This is a genomic window from Roseateles sp. (genome assembly GCF_052436255.1).
Lineage (GTDB): Bacteria > Pseudomonadota > Gammaproteobacteria > Burkholderiales > Burkholderiaceae_C > Pelomonas.
Map to the genome: position 1 here is coordinate 25,425 of NZ_JBQVNP010000023.1, position 22,830 is coordinate 48,254.

Genomic DNA, 22,830 nt, shown 5'->3' on the forward strand with positions numbered 1-22,830 from the left:
CCAAAGTATCGCGCTTGGCACAAGCACGGGTTTTCAGCAGCTTGCCAACTTGGTGGCAAAAAAAAGCCCGGTAACCATTGCTTACCGGGCGGCGGAGCGGGCCGAGCTTAGCGCTTGAGCGAATCCCGGATCTCGCGCAATAGCTGGATGTCCTCCGGCGTGGCAGGTGGCGCGGCTGTGGCTGCTGCCGCCGGTTCCCGCTTGAGCCGGTTGATCTGCTTGATCATCAGAAAGATGACGAAGGCCAGGATCATGAAATTCAGCGACACGGTGATAAAGCTGCCGTAGGCGAGCACGGCGCCTTCCTTCCTGGCATCAGCCAACGTTGAGGCCGTCTGCCCGGCCAGCGGAATGAAGTAGTTGCTGAAGTCGAGACCACCGAAAATCTTGCTGATCACCGGCATGATGACGTCGCTGACCAGGGAGTCGACGATCTTGCCAAAGGCGCCGCCGATGATCACGCCGACCGCCAGGTCGATCACATTGCCTTTGACGGCAAACTCCTTGAACTCGGACATAAAACTCATGCATGACTCCTGGACTGAGAGGGTTCATCCGATGTTGGCGCCAAGTTGCTGACACTTGAAGCGGGTAAACCTGCGGTGGCCGGCTCGCGTCGTTCCGCCCTCTAACAAGCGTCCGCTAGAATCCTGGGCTGCCCCCTGATCAGAAGTCTCTTTAGAGGACCCTCATGAGTGACCAGCAAGTGGACCAAGGCAAACGCACCTGGTTGATTGCGACCGGCTGTGCCGGCGCCGTTGGTGGCGTTGCGACCGCTGTGCCTTTCGTCAGCACTTTCGCGCCAAGCGAGCGCGCCAAAGCTGCTGGCGCGCCTGTCGAGGTCGACATCTCAAGCATCAAGCCCGGCGAGAAGCTGACCGTCGAATGGCGCGGCAAGCCGGTCTGGATCGTGCGCCGTACGCCCGAGCAGCTCGAAGCCCTCAAGAAGCTCGATGGTCAGCTGGCGGACCCGAACTCTGACCGCAAGGCCTACCCGACGCCGGACTACGCGAAGAATGACCATCGGTCGATCAAGCCGGAGTTTTTCGTCGCCGTGGGCATCTGCTCGCATCTCGGCTGCTCGCCGAGCGACAAGTTCGCGACCGGCGCCCAGCCTTCGCTGCCGGATGACTGGAACGGTGGCTTCCTGTGCCCCTGCCATGGCTCCACCTTCGACATGGCCGGCCGCGTTTTCAAGAACAAGCCCGCGCCCGACAACCTCGAAGTGCCGCCCCACATGTACCTCTCCGACGCCAAGTTGCTGATCGGCGAGGACAAGAAGGCCTAACAGGAAACGGGACGAGACATGGCTGAATTCAAAGAAGCTCCCGCAGGCGCCTCGGTTGGCGTGAAGACCATGACCTGGCTGGAGAACCGGTTTCCGACCGCGTTCGACGCCTACAAGGTCCACATGTCGGAGTACTACGCGCCGAAAAACTTCAACTGGTGGTACATCTTCGGCTCGCTGGCGCTGCTGGTCCTGGTGATCCAGATCGTCACCGGCATTTTCCTGGTGATGCACTACAAGCCCGATGCGGCCCTGGCGTTCGCCTCGGTCGAATACATCATGCGCGACGTGCCCTGGGGCTGGCTGATCCGCTACATGCACAGCACGGGCGCCTCGGCCTTCTTCGTGGTCGTCTTCCTGCACATGTTCCGCGGCCTGATCTACGGCAGCTATCGCAAGCCGCGCGAGCTGGTCTGGGTGTTCGGCTGTGCGATCTTCCTGTGCCTGATGGCCGAAGCCTTCATGGGCTATCTGCTGCCTTGGGGTCAGATGTCCTACTGGGGCGCCCAGGTCATCGTGAACCTGTTCGCCGCCGTGCCCTTCGTCGGTGAAGACCTGGCGCTGATGATCCGTGGCGACTACGTCGTCGGCGACGCGACGCTGAACCGCTTCTTCAGCTTCCACGTCATCGCCGTCCCGCTGGTGCTGCTGGGCCTGGTCGTTGCCCACCTGCTGGCGCTGCACGACGTGGGTTCGAACAACCCCGACGGTGTCGAGATCAAGAAGCACAAGGACCCCAAGACCGGCATTCCGCTGGACGGCGTGCCCTTCCACCCGTTCTACACGGTGCACGATATCTACGGCGTCTGCATCTTCCTGATGGCCTTCACCGCGATCATCTTCTTCGCGCCGGAGATGGGTGGCTACTTCCTGGAGTACAACAACTTCATCCCGGCCGACCCGCTGAAGACGCCTGCGCACATCGCGCCGGTCTGGTACTTCACGCCGTACTACTCGATGCTGCGTGCGACGACCGACACCATGGTCAACGTGCTGTGCGGTGTGATCGCCATCGCCGCCGTTGTGAGTTTCCTCAAGGGCAAGTTTGGCGGCATGGCCAAGATCGCCCTGCTGGTGGCTGCGGCCGTGCTGATCTTCTTGCTCAAGGTCTTCGATGCGAAGTTCTGGGGCGTCGTCGTGATGGGCGGTGCGGTCGTCATCCTGTTCTTCCTGCCCTGGCTGGATCACAGCCCGGTCAAGTCGATCCGCTACCGTCCCGAATGGCACAAGTACCTGTATGCCGTTTTCGTGGTGTTCTTCCTGATCCTGGGCTACCTCGGCATCCAGCCACCCAGCGACATGGGCACCCTGGTCGCCCAGGTCGGCACGCTGTTCTACTTTGGCTTCTTCCTGCTGATGCCCTGGTGGAGCCGCCTCGGGACGCCCAAGCCGGTGCCCGATCGTGTGACCTTCCACGCCCACTGAGCCGCGGAGCAACAACACCAATGAAAAAGCTGATCGCCATCCTGTTGGCCACACTGGGCTTGATGGGCAACGCCCAAGCCGCTGGTGACGGGATCGAGTGGGACAAGTTCCCCAAGGAAAAGATGTCGGACATGGCTGCGTTGCAGAACGGCGCCAAGCTGTTCGTCAACTACTGCCTGAACTGCCATTCCGCCGCTTTCATGCGCTACAACCGCATGCGCGACATCGGCCTGACCGAGGCCGACATCAAGAGCAACCTGCTGTTTGCCGCCGACAAGGTCGGCGAAACCATGAAGGTCAGTCTCGACCCCAAGGACGCCAAGGACTGGTTCGGTGCCAATCCGCCCGATCTGACCGTCATCGCGCGCTCGCGCGCCAACGTCAGCAAGGGTTCCGGTGCGGACTATCTCTACACCTATATGCGGAACTTCTACCGCGACGACACCAAGGCCACGGGTTGGAACAACCTGGCCTTTCCAAGCGTCGCGATGCCGCATGTGATGTGGGAACTGCAGGGTCAGCGCGCCGCGAAGTTCGAGGACGTCACCGATCCTCACGATCCTGCCAAGAAGATCCATGCCTTCGTTGGCTACGAACAACTGACGCCCGGCACGATGACCGCACGCCAGTACGACGAAGCCGTGGCCGACCTTGTCGCCTACATGCAATGGATGGGCGAGCCCGCGCAGGGCGAGCGCTTCCGGCTCGGCGTCATCGTGCTGATCTTCCTTGGCTTCCTGACCGTGTTCGCCTGGCGTTTGAACGCCGCTTATTGGAAGAACGTGAAGTAGCAGCCAAGTCCCGGCGCTGCCCCGCAGGCGGTGCCGAACCACGCAGTGGGGCGAGCGTCAGCCACCCACTGCGTTTGCTTTTTAAGCGCGGCAGCCCGCCGCGCGTTTCGATTGACTGACCCCTCGGGAGCCCAAGCCATGATGGTCCTTTACTCCGGTACCACCGACCCCTACTCGCACCGCTGCCGCTTCGTGCTGTTCGAGAAGGGCATGGACTTCGAGATCCGTGACGTTGACCTGTTCGCCAAGCCCGAAGACATCGCGCTGATGAACCCGTACAACGAGGTGCCCATCCTCGTCGAGCGCGACCTCATCCTTTATGAGTCGCACATCATCAACGAGTACATCGACGAGCGCTTCCCGCACCCGCAGCTGATGCCCGGCGACCCGGTGGCTCGTGCCCGCGTGCGCCTCTTCCTGCTCAACTTCGAGAAGGAGCTGTTCGCCCACGTGAACATCCTCGAAGGCCGTGGCACGACGACCAAGGCGACCGACAAGCAGCTCGAGAAGGCCCGCTCGCAGATCCGCGACCGCCTGACCCAGCTCGCGCCGATCTTCCTGAAGAACAAGTACATGCTGGGCGACGACTTCTCGATGCTCGACGTGGCCATCGCCCCGTTGCTGTGGCGCCTGGACTACTACGGCATCGACATGTCCAAGAACGCGCTGCCGCTGTTGAAGTACGCCGAGCGCATCTTCAGCCGCCCGGCCTACATCGAGGCGCTGACGCCTTCGGAAAAGGTCATGCGCCGGTAAACGGCCCAGCCCCCTACGCGCAGCGCGCGCGCCCCCTCAAGGGGGTACTGCCGGCGGCCTGGTGCAGCCAGTTCCGCGGCAGTCGCTGGGTTCAGAGACGTGTTTGCCCACAGGGCGGTAGTAGATGGACAAATCGCAAGGAGTCGAAGGCGGCGCGGGCAATGGCACGTCCACCCGCCCCTACCTGATCCGCGCGCTGCACGACTGGTGCACGGACAACGGCTTCACGCCCTACATCGCGGTCCATGTCGATCGTTCGGTGCAGGTACCGATGGAGTACGTGTCCAAAAACGAGATCGTGCTCAACGTCGGCTTCGATGCGACCAGCGGGCTCGATCTCGGCAATGACTTCATCCAGTTCAAGGCCCGCTTCGGTGGCGTGGCGCGCGAAATCCTCGTGCCGGTCGATCACGTGGTCGCGATCTACGCCCGCGAGAACGGGCAGGGCATGGCGTTTCCAGCGCCCGAACCCGTCGCCGACGGCGCGCCTCTGCCCAGCCCTGCGCCGCAGGAACCGCGCCGCAGCGGCCTGCGCCTGGCCAGTGAAGTCAGCGATGACGAGGGCGACGAGCCGCCGCCCCCCGACGCGCCGGGCGGCGCGCCGCGCCCCACACTCAAACGCGTGAAGTAGCCGCGCGCTGCGTCTAGAATCTCGTCTTGTTTTTCGCCGGCTTAGCTCAGTTGGTAGAGCAACCGCCTTGTAAGCGGTAGGTCATCAGTTCGAATCCGATAGCCGGCACCACCGAATCCCACGCTCCTGACCGTGGGTTGTCAATGAAATCCCACTGCCTTGGTCAGTGGGATTTTCATTTCTGCATCAGCTTGATGCGGATGCGCCCGGGCAAGCCTGCTTGCGCCAACAGCGCCTCCAATCGCGGCAATAGGTGACGCAGCTTGGCGGCGACGGCGGCGTTGGCGGCCAGCAGGCTCCAGCCGTCTTCATCCAGCGGGCCGGGCTGCAGGCTCGCCAACAGGCTGCCGGGCAGGGCTGGTGCAATGATGCGCAACCGGCGTCGCGATGCCTCCAGGCGCTCGCCCAGTTGCGCCAAGCCCGCGTGGGCACGCAGGGCTTGCGCGACCGGCATCGGGTCGGGCACGCTGGCGCGCACACTTTTGGGCGCGAGGTAGCGGGGCAGGGGCGACATCGCCGCAGTGTAGTCAGCCGGCCGGGCCGGCGAAGGCCCGCTGCTAAACTGCGCCGTTTTGCGCGGCCGGGCAAACCCTTCTTGCATTGCCCCGTCGCGGCCCAAGATTCGCGCCTTTCACCGACCCGGGACTGCCCCGTCGGTGCCCGCTCAGCCCTACCCCTTTCGCAGCATGTTGCCCAAGCTTCTCACCTCGCTATTCGGTAGCCGCAACGAGCGCCTGCTCAAGACCTACCGCCGCACCGTGCAGCAGATCAATGCGCTGGAGCCCAAGTACGAGGCCTTGAGCGACGACGAACTGCGCGCCCAGACTGCGGCGTTCAAGCAGCGCATTGCTGCCGGTGAGACGGTCGACGACATCTTGCCCGAGGCCTTCGCCGTCTGCCGCGAGGGCAGCAAGCGGGCGCTGAAGATGCGCCACTTCGACGTGCAGTTGATCGGCGGCATGGTGCTCAACGCTTGCAAGGTGGCGGAGATGCGCACCGGCGAGGGCAAGACGCTGATGGCGACGCTGCCGGTCTATCTGAACGCGCTGACGGGCAAGGGCGTCCACGTGGTCACCGTCAATGACTACCTGGCGCGCCGCGACGCCGAGTGGATGGGCAGGCTCTACACCTTCCTGGGCCTTTCGGTCGGCATCAACCTGCCGCAGATGCCGCGTGAGGAGAAGCAGGCTGCCTACGCCGCCGACGTCACCTACGGCACGAACAACGAGTACGGCTTCGACTACCTGCGCGACAACATGGTCTACGAGACCCGGGACCGCGTGCAGCGCGGCCTCGCCTATGCCATCGTCGACGAAGTGGACTCCATCCTCATCGACGAAGCGCGCACGCCGCTGATCATCTCCGGCCAGGCCGACGACCACACCGACGTCTACCTGAAGATCAACGCCATCGTGCCGGGCCTGAAGAAGCAGATCGGCGAACTCGACCCGCGCACGGGCGAAGGCGTCATCGAGCCGGGCGACTTCACGGTGGACGAGAAGTCGCACCAGATCCACCTGACCGAGGACGGCCACGAGCACGCTGAAGCGCTGCTTGCGCAGGCCGGCCTGATCCCGGAGGGCGCCAGCCTCTACGACGCGGCCAACATCACGCTGATGCATCACCTCAATGCAGCGCTGCGGGCCCACCATGTCTATCACAAGGACCAGAGCTACGTCGTGCAGAACGGCGAGGTCATCATCGTCGACGAGTTCACCGGCCGCCTGATGAGCGGCCGCCGCTGGAGCGACGGCCTGCACCAGGCCGTCGAGGCCAAGGAAGGCGTGCAGATCCAGGCCGAGAACCAGACGCTGGCCTCCATCACCTTCCAGAACTACTTCCGCATGTACGGCAAGCTGGCCGGCATGACGGGCACGGCCGATACCGAGGCCTATGAGTTCCAGGAGATCTACGGCCTGGAAACCGTCGTCATTCCGCCGAACCGCCCGACCATCCGCAAGGACGAACTCGACCTGGTCTACAAGACCGACAAGGAAAAGTTCACCGCCGTCATCGAGGACATCCGCGCCTGCCACGAACGCGGCCAGCCGGTGCTGGTGGGCACCAAGTCGATCGAGAACTCGGAGCTGATTTCCAAGCTGCTGCAGGAAGCCAAGCTGCCGCACAACGTGCTGAACGCCAAGCAGCACGAGAAGGAGGCGCAGATCGTCGCCCAGGCCGGCCGCCCGGGCGTCATCACGATCGCGACCAACATGGCCGGCCGCGGCACCGACATCGTGCTGGGCGGCAATGTCGAGAACCAGATCAAGTTCATCGAGGCCGACGACGCGATTCCCGCCGACGAGAAGGCGCGCCGCATCCAGCAGCTCAAGGACGAGTGGCAGGGCCTGCACGACAAGGTCAAGGCCGAGGGCGGCCTGCGCATCATCGCCACCGAGCGCCACGAGAGCCGCCGCATCGACAACCAGCTGCGCGGCCGCGCCGGTCGCCAGGGCGACCCGGGCAGCTCGCGCTTCTATCTGTCGCTGGACGACCAGCTGATGCGCATCTTTGCCGGTGAGCGCGTGCGCGCGATCATGGACCGGCTCAAGATGCCCGAAGGCGAGGCCATCGAGGCCGGCATCGTCACGCGCAGCATTGAGGGCGCCCAGCGCAAGGTCGAGGCGCGCAACTTCGACATCCGCAAGCAGCTGCTCGAATACGACGACGTCTCGAACGACCAGCGCAAGGTCATCTACCAGCAGCGCAACGACATCCTCGAGGCCGAGCTGCTGCAAGCGCAGATCGCCTCGCTGCGCGAGTCGACCCTGACCGATGTCGTGCGCACCTTCGTGCCGGTCGAGAGCCTGGAGGAGCAGTGGGACCTTGCAGGCCTGGAGCAGGTGCTGCAGAGCGAATGGCAGATCGAGTTGTCGGTGACCGGTCTGGTCAAGAACAGCGATTCGATCACCGACGAGGACATCGTCGAAGCCGTCGTGAAGGCGGGCAACGAGCTCTTCCAGAGCAAGGTCGAGCGCGTCGGCATCGAGCAGTTCAACCCCTTCATGCGCATGGTGCTGTTGCAGAGCATCGACCAGCGCTGGCGCGAGCACCTGGCCGCGCTCGACTATCTGCGCCAGGGCATCCACCTGCGCGGCTACGCCCAGAAGAACCCCAAGCAGGAATACACGCGCGAGGCCTTCGAGTTGTTCTCGCAGTTGCTCGACCTCGTCAAGATGGAAGTCACCCGCACGCTGCTCAATGTGCGCATCCAGAGCCAGGAAGAGGCCGACCAGGCCGCCGCGGCGCTGGAGCGCCGTGCCGAGGCGGTGTCCAACGTGACCTACCAGCACCCCAACGAAGACGGCTCCGTCAGCCAGGAAGTCGACCCTGCGACGCTGCTGGCCGACTATGGCCATGTCGGCCGCAACGATCCCTGCCCTTGCGGCAGCGGCAAGAAGTTCAAGAACTGCCACGGCAAGCTCGCCTGAACATTCGAGCTTGAACCCCTCGCGGGCCGGCATTTGCCGGCCCGTTCTCATTCAGGGGGCTGCGCCAGTCCACCCATGTGGGGGGAAAAGCGTGCGTTTGAGCACATAGCGGGGCCTGCGCCACATGCCTGAGGGGTGCTCGGCCAGCGTGCACCCCCCTAGAGTGCAGTCAACACCCGATAGCCCGGGTAGACCCTGATAGAGAACTTGAAAGCGCGTATGAAATCGTTGTCTACAGCCCTCGCCGCCCTGAGCCTGGCCCTTGCCGCCGGCACCGTTTCGGCCGCGCCGGGTCCGCTGAGCTTCGGCAACCACAACCTGCAAGACGCCACCGGCTTCGGCACCGCCTTCAGCGACACCTACTCCTTCACGCTGACATCGTCGGGTTGGCTCCGCGGGCAGCTGTTCACCAGCGCTGCGCTCGGTGGCATTCCGGTGATCGACGTGCAATCGGTGCTGCTGCGCCGGGGCGGCAATGACATCGGCTGGTCGCAGACCATCGCCATCAACTGGGATGTTGCGGAGAACGGCGTCGAGCAATGGGCCCTGTCACCCACGCAAGTGGCCACCGGCCAGTGGGAGTTGATCGTCTCGGGCGTCAGCTATTCCGACAAGGCCGGCAATGGCTACGACGCCGACATGCAGCTGCCCGAGCCGCAGAGCCTGGCCCTGGCGGCGCTCGCCCTGGCTGGCGCCGGCCTCGCCCGCCTGCGCCGCCGCCCCGCCTGAGCGCTCGCCCCACAGATTCCGAAAGAACGACATGAAGCAATTTCTCGCTCCCAGTCTGATCGCCCTCGGCGTGCTGGCATTCGCTCCGGCGCAGGCGGCCACCCCCGTGCAGATCGTGTGGCAAGGCGTGGACACTGCCGGCACCAAGCTCAGCATGCAGGACGACACCGTGTCGACGACGACGCCGGTGACCAGCAACTACGCCACCACGGCGTTGAACTACACCTATGTCGCCAGCGGTGACAGCTTCATCGCCTACTGCATCGAGCCCGAGCAGCCCAATGGCCGTGCCGGCTTCAGCCGCGACTACTTCGCCGACAGCTTCAGCGGCGACCAGGCCCAACGCCTGCAGGCCCTGTTCTCGACCACCTATGCACAGCTGAACACCTACACCGACAAGGCCGCCTTCCAGGTCGCGCTGTGGGAAGTCCTGCGCGAGACTGCCGGCTCGTTCGATGCCACGTCGGGCAGCTTTCACATCCTTGGTGACGACGCCACCAGCGCCCAGGTGGCTGCGCTGGCCAACAGCTTCATGGCCACCGCCGCCAGCTACAACGGCCCCGCGCTGTACTCACTGACCCGCCTGACCAGCGCCAATCTGCAGGACCTGGTCACGGCCACGACCATCACCGCCGTGCCCGAGCCCGAGACCTATGCGCTGCTGCTCGCCGGGCTGGGCATCGTCGGCCTGGTGGGCCGTCGCCGCCTGCCGCGCTGATCCACGCACCAAGCGCGTCACGCGTCCTTGCAAAGGCTCCTTCGGGAGCCTTCTTCGCTTCTTAGAATCGCCGCGCTTCCCCTGACTTCAGAGCGCGCCATGCCCGTCAATCTTTCAGCCCCCGATCCCGCCAACCTGCTGCCCGTCCCGGGGGTGCGCCTCGGCTCGACGATGGCGGGGGTTCGCAAGGCCAACCGTCGCGACCTCAACGTCATCGCGCTGGACGAGGGCGCGGCCGTGGCCGGCGTTTTCACCACCAACCGGTTCTGCGCCGCGCCCGTGCAGGTCTGCCGTGAGCATCTGGCGGGCGGTTCGGGCGTGCGAGCGCTGCTGATCAACACCGGCAACGCCAACGCCGGCACCGGCGCCGACGGCCTTGCCCGTGCGCGACAGACCTGCCAGGCGCTGGCCGAGCTGATCGGTTGCGCGCCCGGGCAGGTACTGCCCTTCTCGACCGGCGTCATCATGGAGACCCTGCCGGTCGACCGCATCGCCGCCGGCCTGCCCGGCGCGCTGGCCGCGCTGCGGGAGGACGGCTGGGGCGACGCCGCCACCGGCATCATGACGACGGACACCGTCCCGAAGGCCGCGTCGCGCCGCATCACCATCGGCGGCGTGCCTGTCACGCTGACGGGCATCTCCAAGGGCGCCGGCATGATCCGGCCGAACATGGCGACCATGCTGGGCTTTGTCGCCACCGACGCCAACATCGCGCCGGCCCTGCTGCAGCCGTTGGTCAAGGAAGCGGCAGACGCCTCCTTCAACCGCATCACCATCGATGGCGACACGTCGACCAACGACTGTTTCATGCTCATCGCCTCGCGCCGCGCTGCGCATGCCGAGATCACCTCGCTGGACAGCGCCGAGGCGCAAACGCTGCGCGAGGCACTGATCGCGCTGGCGCAGGAACTGGCCCAGGCCATCGTGCGCGACGGCGAGGGCGCCACCAAGTTCATCACCATCACCGTCGAAGGCGGCCGTGACGAGGCAGAGTGCAAGCTCGCGGCCTATGCCATCGCCCACTCGCCGCTGGTCAAGACGGCGTTCTTTGCGAGCGACCCCAACCTCGGTCGCATCCTGGCGGCCGTCGGCTATGCCGGCATCGGCGACCTGGATCAGGCGCTGATCGACCTGGACCTGGACGACGTCGCCGTCGTGCGCCAGGGCGGGCGGTTGCCCGGCTACCGCGAGGAAGACGGGCAACGCGTCATGAAGCAGAGCGAGATCACCATCCGCATCGGCCTGAACCGCGGCGCGGCCAGCGCGACGGTCTGGACCTGCGACCTGAGCCACGACTACGTGGCCATCAACGCCGACTACAGAAGCTGACACCCCTCGCCCAGCCTTGCGCCGCTGAACGCGGGCAAGTCTGGTCGGTCTTGCAGACCGCGCCGCGGCAGGCACATGCCGCCCACCGGGCGCCATGTGTCCGGCCTCGGCCCATGCACGATGGCCGCCCCGGGTTGTCGCTGTCAGGGCTTCATCGCATGACCATCGGCGTCCACCGCCGGTGGCATCGACAATCCGGCGCTTCACGACACCCGGACACCGCTCGATGAAGCTTCCCCTGTCTGCCATCACCCTCGCAGCCGTCGTCGCCACAAGCGCACAGGCCCAAGGGCTCAGCTATCCCGTCACCCGCAAGGTCGACCAGGTCGACACCTATCACGGCACGGCCGTCGCCGACCCCTACCGCTGGCTGGAAGACGACAACAGCGCCGAGACCAAGGCCTGGGTCATCGCCCAGAACCAGGTCACCGACAAGTTCCTCGAAGCCATGCCGCAGCGCCTGCCCGCGCGCCGCACCTACACCGAGCTCTACAACTTCGAGCGCTTCGGCACCCCCTTCGTCGAAGGCGGCCGCTACTTCTGGAGCCGCAACGACGGCCTGCAGCAGCAAAACGTCATCTACACCGCCAAGTCGCTGAAGGACTCGCCGGTCGTGGCGCTGGACCCCAACCTGCTGTCCAAGGATGGCACCGTGGCGCTGACCGGCCTGGTGCCCTCGCGCGACGGCAAGCTGCTGGCCTACGGCACGGCCGGCGCCGGCTCCGACTGGCAGATCTGGAAGGTGCGCGACCTTGCCACCGGCAAGGATCTGGAAGACAAGATCGACTGGGTCAAGTTCAGCAGCGCCGCCTGGACGGCCGACGGCAAGGGCTTTTTCTACTCGCGCTACGACGCGCCGGCGGAGGGCGCCAAGCTCACCGGCGCCAACTACTTCCAGAAGCTCTACTACCACCGCCTCGGCACGCCGCAGAGTGCAGACGTGCTGGTCGCCGAGAACCGCGACGACAAGGAATGGGGCTTCGGCGCCGACGTGTCCGACGACGGCCAGCTGCTGCTCATCAATGTCTGGAAGAGTGCCGGCAGCAAGAACGGCCTGATGGTGCTGCCGCTGCCCAAGGGTGCCTTCGCCGGTGGCAAGCCCCAGCCCATCACGCTGGACTTCGACGCCCAATACACCCCCGTGGTCGTTGCCGGCGGCAAGCTGATCGTCAAGACCGACAAGGGCGCGCCGCGCGGCAAGCTCGTTGCCATCGACCTCAAGAACCCCGCGCCGGCCGGCTGGAAGACGCTGGTGGCCGAAGGCCCCGACGCCATGACCGCCGCCTCCGGCGTCGGTGGCCGCTTCCTGCTGAGCTATCTCAACGACGCCGCGACGCTGGTGCGCGTGCACGGCGCCGACGGCAAGCGTCTGAGCGAGGTCAAGCTGCCCGGCGTCGGCACGGCCAGCGGCTTCGGCGGCCGCTGGGGCGACCAGGAGACCTTCTTCGCCTACACCAGCCTCACCACGCCGTCCGAAATCCATCGCTACGACGTCCGGACCGGCAAGATCGAGCTCTTCAAGAAGCCCAAGACGGCCTTCAATCCCGATGAGTTCGAGACCCGCCGCGAGTTCGTCACCAGCAAGGACGGCACGCGCTTTCCCATCTTCATCGCCGCGAAGAAGGGCCTGAAGCTGGATGGCCTCAACCCGACGCTGCTCTACGGCTATGGGGGCTTCGACATCTCCATCACGCCGACCTACGGCGTGACTGCGGCCAGCTGGCTGAAGATGGGCGGCGTCTACGTCATCGCCTCCATCCGCGGCGGCGGCGAATACGGCTCGGCCTGGCACGATGCCGGCACCAAGCTCAAGAAGCAGAACGTCTTCGACGACTTCATCGCCGCCGGCGAGTGGCTGGTGAAGAACAAGGTCGCCAGCCCGCAGACCCTGGCCATCAACGGCGGCAGCAATGGCGGCCTGCTGGTCGGCGCGGTCATCAACCAGCGCCCGGACCTGTTTGCGGCGGCCGTGCCGCAGGTCGGCGTGCTGGACATGCTGCGCTACCAGAACTTCACCATCGGCTGGGCCTGGGCGACGGACTACGGCACCAGTGCCGACAGCCCCGAGATGTTCAAGGCGCTCTACGCCTACTCGCCGATGCACAACATCAAGAGCGGCGCCAAATATCCGGCCGTGATGATCACGACCGGCGACCATGACGACCGCGTCGTGCCGGCGCACAGCTTCAAGTACGCTGCCACGCTGCAGGCGGCCGACACCGGCCCGGCGCCCAAGCTGATCCGCATCGAGACCAATGCCGGCCACGGCGCGGGCAAGCCCACCTCCAAGATCATCGAGGAGCGCAGCGACATCCTGGCCTTCATCGCCCACACGATGAAGCTCGAGGTGAAGTGAGCGGAGCGATTCGCGTCCTGGGCGTCGGCGATGTCGACGCCCTCGTTGATCTCTACCAGCACCTGAACGCCGGCGATGCGCCGCCTTCCCCGGAAGCGGCGCGCGCCGTGTTTGCCCATCCGGGCCTGCGACATTTCGGCCTGTTCGATGGCGAAGTGCTGATCGCCAGCTGCAACCTCGCCGTCGTCCCCAACCTGACGCGCGGGGGCGTCAGTTACGGTGTCATCGAGAACGTCGTCACCCATGCCGACCACCGTGGCCGCGGGCATGGCCAGGCGGTCATCCGGCATGCCATCGAGGCGGCATGGGCGGCCGGCTGCTACAAGCTCGTGCTGACCACCAGCCGCAAGGACCCGGCCGTCTGGGCCTTCTACGAGCGCTGCGGCTTCGACAGCAGCGACAAGCGCGCTTTCGTCATCCGCCGTCCCGCCTAGAAGTTCACGGCTTTCGTCCTCAACCCTCGCGCCACCAGCGTCGCGTTGATCAGCTGGGCCTGCTCGCGGCTGGGGAAGGGCCAGACCGTGGCGCGCCAGCCCTCGGGCGTCTGGATGACATCGGCCTGCAGGGCGCTTGGGTTGCTGTGCACACCAATGAGGCCGGCCTGCATCTTCTTCAGCAGCGCCTCGGCGTCTGTCTTGCTGCCAGGCGGGCCGACGAGGGCGACAACGATCTTGTCAGGGGACTGGGCCATGCCGCTCAGGCGCGGGTCGACAGGCTCGGGCCTGTTCGCCAGCGGCGCCGGCTGCTCGGCGGCGCTTGCCATGGGCGCTTGCACAGCCGCGCCCGCCGGCTTCTCCGTGGGAGCCTCCGCGGGCTTGCTTGACCGCAGGGGAGGGCGCTTGATGCCATCCGTGCGCTCCACGAGTCGCGGGCGGATGTCGGGCGGCGGCGCGTCCGCAGCCGGATCGCTGGCGGCTGGGTCGGGCCCGGACGCACCCGCCTCGGCGGCGGAGGCCGTACCGGCTGCGAGTGCAGCTTCGGATGTTGATGCAGGCAGCGACGAAGCAGGCGCGGGCAGCGCTGACGCCGTCGCCGAAGCGGCCGATGCGGCCGATGCGGGCAGGGGCGGCGCCGGCAGCGGCTCCGCCGCACGCTGCGGCCACTGCGCCCAGGCGCCGGCCGCAACCAACAAGGCGAGCACCACCACGGCGGCGCCGACACGGCGCGCATCCCACAGCCGGCGCCCGGCGATCTCCGATGGGATGCCGCGACCGGCCAGCACGCGTGTGCGGCTGCTGCCGACGTCGATGCCGGCCGTCATCAGATAGAGCTCGAAGGGCCAGCCGCTGTGAGCGCTGGCCATGCTCTCGTCGATGACGATGACGCGCCAGGGCCGGGTGTCGGGTGTGGCTGGCGGCTCGGCAAAGCCATGGGCCAGCGCAAAGCGCTCGACGCTCGCGGGGCTCAGGCCAGGCAGGAATTTCTCGTTGAAAGCCCGCCACTGCGTGCGCGGCCGACGCCCCAGCAGCCGAGCCACACCGAGCAGGCGCTGCCGCCACGCGGCCAGGCGCGACTGGCGCGGCGCGGCGGCCAGTTCGTCGAAGGTGACGGCGTCGGTCAGTACCGGCTCGACCAGACCGCCGGCCTCGGCCGAGGCGCGCACGAAGGGCAGGGCCACCACGCCGATGGTGTGCACATCGCCCGCGGCAATGCGCCGCGCCAGCGGGTGGCGGTTGTGCCAGGCAACGATTTGTTCGGATAGACGGTCCATGCGCGTGGCGATGATGCCCGTTTGCAGCCGGCGGGTACCCGCGACAAGCCGCGGGAAAAGCGGCCAGTTCCGCGCCGGCTCTCAGCCCTCGCGCCGGGCGGCATCGGCCAGGGTGGCGGCGTTCATGGCAGGGCCGGTGGCGTGCCCAGCAGTTTCAGCAGCCAGGCGTTCAGGTCCTGAATCTCTTCCATGCAGACCGAGTGCGGCATCGCGTAGTCATGCCATTCGACGTCGTGGCCGAGCGCGACCAACGCGTCGCGGCTGGCGGTGCCGCGCACCAGTGGGACGATGCCGTCCTGCCGGCCGTGGGCCATGAAAATGGGCAGGTCGGCGTTCGCCGTTGCGCGCTCGGCCGCCGTCGTCGCGGTCAGCGGCACATAGCCAGACAGGCCGACCGCACCGCCCAGGCGCTGCGGGTAGCGCAGCGCCGTCATCAGCGCCATGGCGCAGCCTTGCGAAAAACCCATCACCACGATGCGTTCCGCCGCCACACCGCGCTCGCGCTCGCGGTCGATGAGGGCGGCGAGCTGCTGCTGCGACTCGCGCAGCCCCGCCTCGTCCTCGCGCCTGACCAGGTCGGCGCCGAGGATGTCGTACCAGGCCCGCATCACATGGCCGTTGTTGATCGTCACCGACCGCTCTGGCGCGTGCGGGAAGACATAGCGCACCGCGCCAAGGGCCTTCAGGTCAAGCTCGCCGCAGATCGGCACGAAGTCATAGCCATCGGCGCCCAGCCCGTGCAGCACGATCAGCGTGGTGCCGGGGTTGGGGCCGGTTTCGATCACATGGGTTTCAAGCATGGCGGTTCCAGTTTTCGTGAATCAGCTCGAAGCGCTTGTCGCCATGGGCGTCCAGGCCTTCGTGGGTGGATGTCCAGCCGGCGCGGCGGTAGAAGGCCTCGGCGCGCGAGCCGGGCTGGGTGCCCAGGTGCAGGCGGGTCAGGCCCTGCGCAAACAGCCAGTCCACCATCACGTCGTGCAGCACGCGACCATGGCCCTGACCGTGCAGTGCGGGGTCGACAAACATCGCCCAGATGTTGCCGTCACGGGCGTCGCCGATGGCGAAGCCGGCAATCTTTGGGTTGGGGGCCGGTTCGAGCTCGATGACCCAGCCGCGGCCGTAGTCCTGCAGATAGGCGTGCAGCTCGTCATCGCCGATGCGGCCGGGCGTCAGGGTGTTTTCGGTGACGGCGTAGCGCACGCGCCAGAGTTCGGCGGTGTCGTCGCAGGTGGCTTGTCGGAGTCGTGACATGGCGTCATTGTCGCGACAGCCGATGGCACGCCCGCCCGTGATGATGGCGGCCATGGGAAGCCTCTACCTCGTCCGCCACGGCCAGGCCAGTTTCGGCGCGGCCGACTATGACCAGCTCAGCGCCCGCGGCCACGTGCAATGCCGCCACCTCGGCGCCTACTGGCGCGAGCGCGGCCAACGCTTCGACGCCGTCTTCACAGGCACCCTGCGGCGCCATGCGCAGTCGCTGGTCGGCATCAATGAGGGCTATGGGCAGGACCTGCCGGCCGTGGCGCTGCCGGGCCTGAACGAATACGACAGCGAGGCCGTCGTGCGCGCCATCCACCCCGGCCCGCTCGCCGCGCCGACCGATCCCGAGTCCGTCAAGCAGCACTTCCGCCTGCTGCGCACCGGCTTGCTGGCCTGGATGAGCGGCGAGACGGCGCCGGTCGGCATGCCGGCGCACGCCGACTTCGCCGCCGGCGTGGCCGATGCGCTGGCACGCGTGCTGGCGTTGGGTGTGGGCAAGCAAGTGCTGATCGTCTCCAGCGGCGGCCCCATCGCCACGGCCGTGGCCCAGGTGTTGCAGGCCCCACCGGCGACCTTTGTCGAGTTGAACCTGCGCATCCGCAACTCGGCCGTCACCGAGTTCGCTTTCAATCCCAAGCGCCATCATCTCGTCACCTTCAACACCTTGCCCCACCTGGATACGGCGCAAACGCGCGACCACATCACGCACGCCTGAGGGCAGGCTCAGCTGGCCCCCACTGCAGCGGGCCGGTGGGTGTCCAGAACCTTCGTCCAGCATCGCGCACCAGGCCGTCGAGTCGCGCAGCAGCGCTGCCGGTTGCTGCCGCACGCGGCGATCCTTGCACCGGCGAAACTCGCGCGCCGTGTTCGGTCCGGCAAGGGCGCGGTACCGACGTTGAGCCGGTGTTGTGCGCCGCCAGCGCCGACGCGCTGGCGAACCAGGTTCAGCCGCGAATGCGGCGCCGCGCAGCCGCGGCCCCTGCCAGCGCGAGGCCAGCCAGGGCCAGCGAGGCGGGCTCGGGCAGCCGGCCGTTGTCGACCGCTGCGGGCGCTAGCGTCTGGGCCAACAGGCTGCCGGCGGTCGCGTAGCCCGCAGGCTTGTTGCGGGTCGCGTCCTGCCATTCGGTGAAGCTGGCCTTCAGCAGGGGCGCCGTGGCGTTGCTGATGTCGACGCCGTTGCCCAGCAGATCGATCGTGAAGAGCAGGTCGTTCGTCAGTGGCAGGTCGGGCGTGGCGTCCAGGCAGATGGCGTTGGAATTGGCGGTGCTGTTGCAACCAGCGCCGGTCAGCTCGCCCTGCGTGTACGTCCACAAAATGCTACTGCCGGGCGCCGGCGTCACGTTGACATTCACACCGGTCACGGCGCCCATATTGCCCAGGTTCTTGAAGCCCAGATATCCCAGATGGGTGGCCGTGGCCCAGTTGCCGGTGGCGTCCAATGCGTTCTGGATGCGCAGCGTGAAGGTGTCGGCGTCGACGCCCTCATAGGTGAAGCTCACGCCTTGCTCGGTGTGGACGTAGCCGGCGTGCGAGCTGGCGACCGTGGCGCCCAGCAGCGTGGCAGCGATCAGACGAAAGAACTTGGACATGGAAGGGCCCCCTGTTGAGTGTTTGTCCCTCGAAATTGGGACTATTAACTAGGGGGTACTCTAGACGGCCGATGACGCGGCAGCATCCCCGCGCTGCGGGGGTGAGGGTGGGCGTCGCCAGCTTTCTGAAGGGTTGCACCGCCCCGGCGCGCAGCTTCGAGCCAGCACGGACAATCGCCGCCCATGTTCACTGGCCTGATCACCCCCCCGCCCGCCGCCACGGCATCCGCGCACGAACGCTTCCTGCATCTTGTGCGTCTGGCCTTGGCCGGTGCGCAGTTCGGCAAGTTGCTCATGTCGGGCCCGGCTGGGGACGAAACGGACGTCGAGCGGCTGACGGTGCGCCTGGTCGAGCTGCGCGGCGAGCCGTGCCTGAGCTTCCTGTGGCGTCACCGCACCAAGGACGTCACCAAGAACCACGCGCCCGAGACCGGCCTGGCCGAGATCGCCGCGCTGCTGGGCACCCGCTTTCGCAACGCCCACCTCCACACGGCGACCGAGGAAGTGCAGTTCGCCGTCAGCCGCAAGGGCCGCGAGACTTTGCGGGTCACGCGCCTGGATTCAAACGGCGCTGCCGAAACGCCGCCGCCCGCCACGCATGATCAGGCCAAGCAACGCCCGCTGGACATGGCCCACTCCGTCTGGTCGGCCCTGGGTCTGACCCACCTCGTCAAGGGCGAGCCGGCGCTGGTGCCGGCGATGGCGCGCAAATGGAAGCAAATCAACCGCTTCGTCGAGATCCTGTCTTCGGCCGTCGATGAGGCCGGCCTGCAGGGCCCCGTGCGCGTGGCGGACTTCGGTTCCGGCAAGGGCTACCTGACCTTCGCGGTGCATGACTGGCTGCAATCCGAGGGCTTGCAGCCGCGCGTCACGGGCATCGAGCTGCGCGCTGACATGGTCAAGCTCTGCACGGCCATCGTCGACAGCGAGGGCCTCACCGGCCTGCGCTTCGACCAGGGCGACGTGCGCACCCAAGCCGCGCAGCCGCTGGACGTCATGATCGCCCTGCACGCCTGCGACATCGCCACCGACCATGCGCTGCACGTCGGCCTGCAATCGGGCGCCAGGGTCATCATGAGTTCGCCCTGCTGCCACAAGGAACTGCGCCCGCAGATGACCCTGCCGGCCGTGCTGCGGCCGATGCTCCAGCACGGCATCCACCTCGGCCAGGAGGCCGAGATGGTGACCGACTCGCTGCGCGCGCTGCTGCTGGAGAGCCAGGGCTACCGCACGCAGGTGTTCGAGTTCATCGCGCTGGAGCACACCAGCAAGAACAAGATGATTCTGGCCGTCAAGGCGCAAGGCCCGGCCGCCGCGGCCCTGGCCGCGCGCCGGCCCGAACTGCTGGCGCAGATCGCGGAGATCAAGCGGTTTTACGGGCTGCGGGAGCAGCGGCTGGAACAGTTGCTGGTGGCGGGCTGAAGCCGGTCTATCCTGTCGCTCGATCCGACTGGCGCCGGCAGGCAGCCCTCGCGACTGCGCTTCATCGCGAGGCGGCACGGTCGAGCAGCTTCTGTATGTCGCCACCAGGAATGCGCATCCCTGTAACCCAGCTGCTTCACACTTGCCCAGCACTGTGCTTTTTGCCGTCGCCCTCTCTGTCGTGGCGCTTGTCGGCGCCTTTCTGGTGTGCCTCGGCATCGCCGCGCTGCTGGCACCCGCACTTGCCAGAAGCTTCTTGTCCGGCTTTGCCACCACACCGACCAAGCACTACATGGAAATGGCCTTACGCCTGCTCGCAGGAACGGCGTTGCTGGTCACGGCTTCGCGCATGCCTTTCCCTCTGCCGTTCCGCGTCTTCGGCTGGGTTCTTGTTCTGACTACGCTTGTACTGTCAGTCATCCCCTGGAGATGGCACAGCCGGTTTGCTCAACGGTCAGTTCCACAGGCTTTGAGGTTCTTGCCATTCGTTGCCATCGCCTCCATCGCCGCTGGAGTCGCGCTCCTTGTTTCAGCCCTGCGTGCAGGTGCTGCCTGATCCGTCGCTCACCATGGGACTCTTGACCTTCAGCATCAACCTCACCCTCGACGGCTGCGTTGACCATCAGGAAGGCATCGCCGACGACGAGACCCACGCCTTCTTCACCCGCCTCATGGACGAGGCCGGGGCGATGCTGTGGGGCCGCGTCACCTACGAGATGATGGAAAGCTACTGGCCAGTGGTCGCCCGGGGCGACACCCAGGCCCCGCCGGCCTTGCGCGAATGGGCGACCAAGCTGCAGGCCAAGCCGAAATACGTGGTGTCCTCGACGCGAAGGGACTTCCCGTGGACCGGCAGCCATCACATCGCCGGCGACCTGCGCACGGGCGTGCAGCAGCTCAAGGAGGCGACCCCGGCAGGCGTGCTCCTTGGCAGCGGCAAGCTCGCGGCCGAACTGGACCGGCTGGATCTGATCGACGAGTACAAGCTGCTCGTCCATCCAAGGATTGCCGGCCATGGCCCAACCTTGTACGAAAGTGGCCTGCGCAGCACCCGACGGCTCGCGTTGATCGCGGCCGAGCCGCTGCGCAACGGTGCGGTCGCCATGCACTACCGGCGCGCGGTGGCTTGAAGCTCGGCGCGGTATCTTGTCACTACCTCGTGCAGGGCCCGTCGCATGACGCCCTTCTTCGCCTACCGAACCGGTGAATTCGCCAACCTGCGCGACGGGCAGTGAGGGCCGCGGCCGGGTGGCCGGGTGGCCGGCTGCCAGCTGCCGTGAGGCAAGCCCGCTGCGGCGGGCCACAAGTCTTGATCGCCGCCACCTATCATTTCCCGCCATGGCCATCGCCCACACCAAGACCCGCGCGCCGCGCCCGCGCGCTGGCCTGCTGCTGGCTCGCCCGGCCCTGCTGGCCACAGTGCAGCAGGCACTCGACACCCATCGCGTGCTGCTGCTGTGCGCGCCTGCCGGGTACGGCAAGACGGCGCTGCTGACGCAGGCCCTGGCCGATGTGGCCGAAGGCACGGCCGTTGCCTGGGTGGCGCTGGACGAAGGCGACGACCTGGGCCGCCTGCTGGACTGCCTGTTCGCGGCCTTCGAGCCCTTCGACCCGCCCTGGCGCACGGCGCCCGAGGGCCTGCGCGACGCGGCGCTGCGCGGCGGCGCCGAGATCGTCACCGCCGCCGACGCGATGTTGAATGCGCTGGAGGCCTGTGAGGTCGAGCATGGCCTCATCGTGCTGGACGACGTGCACCACCTCGTCGACGCCGCCTCGCTGCAGTTCCTGGACCGCTGGCTGGCGCGCATGGGCGAGCGCTGGCGCCTGGTGCTGTCGGCGCGCCACGAGCCAGCGTTGCGCCTGGCCCGGCTGCGCGCCACCGGCGAGCTGGCCGACCTGGGGCCGACCGAGCTGGCGCTGGAACGCGGCGAGGTGGCCCAGCTGGCGCGCGCCGCGGGCCTGGACGACAGCGCCGCCGCCGGGCTCCACGAACGCTGCCAGGGTTGGCCGGCCGGCCTGCGCCTCGCATTGGCGGCCGGCCAGCGCCTGCCGGCCGCCATCGACCGCGCCACCTTCGACTACCTCGCTGTCGAAGTGCTCGACCGGCTCGAGCCGGGGCTGCGCGGCTTCCTGCTGCGCACCAGCGTGCTGCACGAACTGGACGTGGCGCGCTGCCAGGCGCTCGGCGAGGACGCACACGCGGCGCAGTGGCTGGCCGAGATGGAGCGCCTGTCCCTGTTCGTCACGGTAGTGGACCTGGCGCCCCACACGGTGCGGCTGCACCAGCTGTTCCGCGACATGCTGCAGCAGCGCCTGCGCCAGACACAGCCTGAACTGCATCGCCAGCTGCTGGAGCGCGCCGCCATGCTGGAGACCGATGCGTTGCGCCGCCAGGGCCTGCTGCTGGCCGCGGGGCGCCCCGAGCGCGCGGCCGAGCTGCTGCTGGCCGATGGCGCGCTGCTGATGAACCAGCTCGGCGCCCAAGGCCTGCTGGACCTGACACGTCGCTTTGACTCGGCGTTTGCCGAGTCCAGCCCCGAGCTGCACCGCGTCAAGGCCTTGTCGCTGTGGGTGTTGTGGGAAGCCCAGCAGGCCGAATGGCACCTCGGTCGTGCCGAAGCGCTGTTCGCCTCGCGCGGCGACGAGGCCGGCCTGCGCGCCTCGCGCGCGCACCGCAGCATCCTGCTGATCGCGCAGGGTCGCCTCAGCGCGGCCGAGGCCCTGTTGCGCGACCTTGACCCGTTCGCGCTCAGCGGCGAGTTGCGCCGCCTGACGCTGCTGGGCCGCACCTGGCATGCGCTGGAGAGCTGCCGCTTCGACGCCGTCGCGCCACTGTTCGACGCCCTCGTCACCGAGCTGCTGCAGCAAGCGTCGCTGGAGGCCTGGTACACCGGTTCCCCGGCACCGCGCCAGATCAGCTGCGCCGGCGTGGCACCGGTCGTGGAGCGTTGGTATCGCGGCGCGATGCAGGTGCTGGGCGACCGGCCGCTGCCCTTCGGTGTCAACGCCCACATGGCCCAGGCCTGGAACCTGTTCTGGCAGGGCCGGCTGGCCGAGTCGCAACAGCTGCTGGCGCGCGCCGAGGCCGATGCGGCCTGGTTCGGCCGCCTCATCATCGCGCGCAACCACGGCCAGGCCCTGCACGCGATGCTGGACCTGATCGGCGGCCGCCACGCGTCGGCCCTGCACCTGATGCGGCTGCGCCTGGCCGAGCATGTGCCGGGCTACGGCGCCTGGGGCGAGTGGCACGCCACCTTCTTCATGAGCCGCATGGCCGCCGCCTGCGGTGATCGCGCCGCGCTGGCCGATGGGCTGGCGCGGCTGGTGGACCTGGGCGCGGGCCTGCCGGACCTGGCCATGCCCCACCGGCCGCGGCCGCTGCTGGGCCTGCAGG

Annotated in this window: 22 protein-coding genes and 1 tRNA gene; 17 read left to right on the plus strand and 6 right to left on the minus strand. The window is 67.1% G+C overall.

Translation table 11 applies throughout. The features are described 5' to 3' along the window. Positions 1–107: 107 nt before the first annotated feature. Positions 108–527 (minus strand): large conductance mechanosensitive channel protein MscL, encoded by a 420-nt coding sequence (gene mscL, locus ACT6S0_RS07960; RefSeq protein ID WP_444763361.1) that lies wholly within the window; start codon positions 525–527, stop codon positions 108–110. A 164-nt stretch (positions 528–691) separates the two neighbouring features. Between mscL and petA the strand changes: the two genes are divergently transcribed. From petA to ACT6S0_RS07990, 6 genes are all read left to right on the plus strand, one after another. Continuing rightward, a complete protein-coding gene (petA, locus tag ACT6S0_RS07965) occupies positions 692–1,288 on the plus strand; it encodes a ubiquinol-cytochrome c reductase iron-sulfur subunit (RefSeq protein WP_444763362.1) in 597 nt (198 codons plus the stop codon). An 18-nt stretch (positions 1,289–1,306) separates the two neighbouring features. Then, on the plus strand, positions 1,307–2,713 hold the full coding sequence (locus tag ACT6S0_RS07970; RefSeq protein WP_444763363.1) for a cytochrome b: 1,407 nt from the start codon (positions 1,307–1,309) through the stop codon (positions 2,711–2,713). A 20-nt stretch (positions 2,714–2,733) separates the two neighbouring features. After that, positions 2,734–3,504, plus strand: coding sequence for a cytochrome c1 (locus tag ACT6S0_RS07975; protein ID WP_444763364.1), 771 nt, complete (start codon positions 2,734–2,736; stop codon positions 3,502–3,504). 138 nt (positions 3,505–3,642) lie between these two features. Continuing rightward, on the plus strand, positions 3,643–4,260 hold the full coding sequence (locus tag ACT6S0_RS07980; protein ID WP_056192820.1) for a glutathione S-transferase N-terminal domain-containing protein: 618 nt from the start codon (positions 3,643–3,645) through the stop codon (positions 4,258–4,260). A 124-nt stretch (positions 4,261–4,384) separates the two neighbouring features. Next, on the plus strand, positions 4,385–4,891 hold the full coding sequence (locus ACT6S0_RS07985) for a ClpXP protease specificity-enhancing factor (protein ID WP_444763365.1): 507 nt from the start codon (positions 4,385–4,387) through the stop codon (positions 4,889–4,891). A 35-nt stretch (positions 4,892–4,926) separates the two neighbouring features. Beyond that, positions 4,927–5,002 (plus strand) — tRNA-Thr (locus ACT6S0_RS07990). Between the two features lie 64 nt (positions 5,003–5,066). Here ACT6S0_RS07990 and ACT6S0_RS07995 read toward each other — a convergent pair. Beyond that, a complete protein-coding gene (locus tag ACT6S0_RS07995; protein ID WP_444763366.1) occupies positions 5,067–5,405 on the minus strand; it encodes a hypothetical protein in 339 nt (112 codons plus the stop codon). Between the two features lie 172 nt (positions 5,406–5,577). Here ACT6S0_RS07995 and secA point away from each other — a divergent pair, with 172 nt between their 5' ends. The 6 genes from secA (at position 5,578) to ACT6S0_RS08025 (ending at position 13,888) form a co-directional block, all read left to right on the plus strand. After that, positions 5,578–8,322 carry a preprotein translocase subunit SecA gene (gene secA, locus ACT6S0_RS08000; protein WP_444763367.1) on the plus strand — a complete coding sequence of 915 codons (2,745 nt, stop codon included), beginning with the start codon at positions 5,578–5,580 and terminating at the stop codon, positions 8,320–8,322. 219 nt (positions 8,323–8,541) lie between these two features. After that, the gene (locus tag ACT6S0_RS08005) at positions 8,542–9,051 is read left to right on the plus strand and encodes a hypothetical protein (protein WP_444763368.1); all 510 of its coding nucleotides are present in this window, start codon (positions 8,542–8,544) and stop codon (positions 9,049–9,051) included. 31 nt (positions 9,052–9,082) lie between these two features. After that, entirely contained in the window at positions 9,083–9,769 is a 687-nt protein-coding gene (locus ACT6S0_RS08010; protein WP_444763369.1) for a PEP-CTERM sorting domain-containing protein, read from the plus strand. 99 nt (positions 9,770–9,868) lie between these two features. Next, entirely contained in the window at positions 9,869–11,098 is a 1,230-nt protein-coding gene (gene argJ / locus ACT6S0_RS08015) for a bifunctional glutamate N-acetyltransferase/amino-acid acetyltransferase ArgJ (protein ID WP_444763370.1), read from the plus strand. A gap of 226 nt (positions 11,099–11,324) precedes the next feature. Beyond that, positions 11,325–13,454 (plus strand): prolyl oligopeptidase family serine peptidase, encoded by a 2,130-nt coding sequence (locus ACT6S0_RS08020; protein WP_444763371.1) that lies wholly within the window; start codon positions 11,325–11,327, stop codon positions 13,452–13,454. Then, complete coding sequence (locus ACT6S0_RS08025) at positions 13,451–13,888, plus strand: GNAT family N-acetyltransferase (protein WP_444763372.1); 438 nt, start codon at positions 13,451–13,453, stop codon at positions 13,886–13,888. The genes ACT6S0_RS08020 and ACT6S0_RS08025 overlap by 4 nt, the downstream gene beginning before the upstream one ends. Here the strand turns inward: ACT6S0_RS08025 and ACT6S0_RS08030 are convergent. The 3 genes from ACT6S0_RS08030 to ACT6S0_RS08040 all read right to left on the minus strand — a co-directional run bounded on the left by ACT6S0_RS08030 (position 13,885) and on the right by ACT6S0_RS08040 (position 16,416). Continuing rightward, the gene (locus ACT6S0_RS08030; protein ID WP_444763373.1) at positions 13,885–15,165 is read right to left on the minus strand and encodes a hypothetical protein; all 1,281 of its coding nucleotides are present in this window, start codon (positions 15,163–15,165) and stop codon (positions 13,885–13,887) included. The genes ACT6S0_RS08025 and ACT6S0_RS08030 overlap by 4 nt on opposite strands. Positions 15,166–15,287: 122 nt before the next feature. Further along, positions 15,288–15,965, minus strand: a complete 678-nt coding sequence (locus tag ACT6S0_RS08035) for an alpha/beta hydrolase (protein ID WP_444763374.1) — start codon at positions 15,963–15,965, stop codon at positions 15,288–15,290. Then, positions 15,958–16,416: a GNAT family N-acetyltransferase gene (locus ACT6S0_RS08040; RefSeq protein ID WP_444763375.1), complete on the minus strand. Its 459-nt coding sequence runs from the start codon at positions 16,414–16,416 to the stop codon at positions 15,958–15,960. The genes ACT6S0_RS08035 and ACT6S0_RS08040 overlap by 8 nt, the downstream gene beginning before the upstream one ends. Before the next feature lie 52 nt (positions 16,417–16,468). Between ACT6S0_RS08040 and ACT6S0_RS08045 the strand changes: the two genes are divergently transcribed. Then, on the plus strand, positions 16,469–17,140 hold the full coding sequence (locus tag ACT6S0_RS08045; protein WP_444763376.1) for a histidine phosphatase family protein: 672 nt from the start codon (positions 16,469–16,471) through the stop codon (positions 17,138–17,140). 229 nt (positions 17,141–17,369) lie between these two features. On the opposite strand, the gene ACT6S0_RS08050 is transcribed toward ACT6S0_RS08045, so the two are convergent. Continuing rightward, positions 17,370–18,014, minus strand: a complete 645-nt coding sequence (locus tag ACT6S0_RS08050) for a PEP-CTERM sorting domain-containing protein (protein WP_444763377.1) — start codon at positions 18,012–18,014, stop codon at positions 17,370–17,372. 183 nt (positions 18,015–18,197) lie between these two features. On the opposite strand from ACT6S0_RS08050, the gene ACT6S0_RS08055 reads away from it, so the two are divergent. The 4 genes from ACT6S0_RS08055 to ACT6S0_RS08070 all read left to right on the plus strand — a co-directional run. Further along, on the plus strand, positions 18,198–19,436 hold the full coding sequence (locus tag ACT6S0_RS08055; RefSeq protein ID WP_444763378.1) for a class I SAM-dependent methyltransferase: 1,239 nt from the start codon (positions 18,198–18,200) through the stop codon (positions 19,434–19,436). A gap of 142 nt (positions 19,437–19,578) precedes the next feature. Then, positions 19,579–19,992 (plus strand): hypothetical protein, encoded by a 414-nt coding sequence (locus ACT6S0_RS08060; protein WP_444763379.1) that lies wholly within the window; start codon positions 19,579–19,581, stop codon positions 19,990–19,992. A gap of 13 nt (positions 19,993–20,005) precedes the next feature. After that, a complete protein-coding gene (locus tag ACT6S0_RS08065) occupies positions 20,006–20,566 on the plus strand; it encodes a dihydrofolate reductase family protein (RefSeq protein WP_444763381.1) in 561 nt (186 codons plus the stop codon). Positions 20,567–20,774: 208 nt separating this feature from the next. Then, on the plus strand, positions 20,775–22,830 hold a 2,056-nt coding region (locus ACT6S0_RS08070), incomplete at its 3' end, for an AAA family ATPase (protein WP_444763380.1).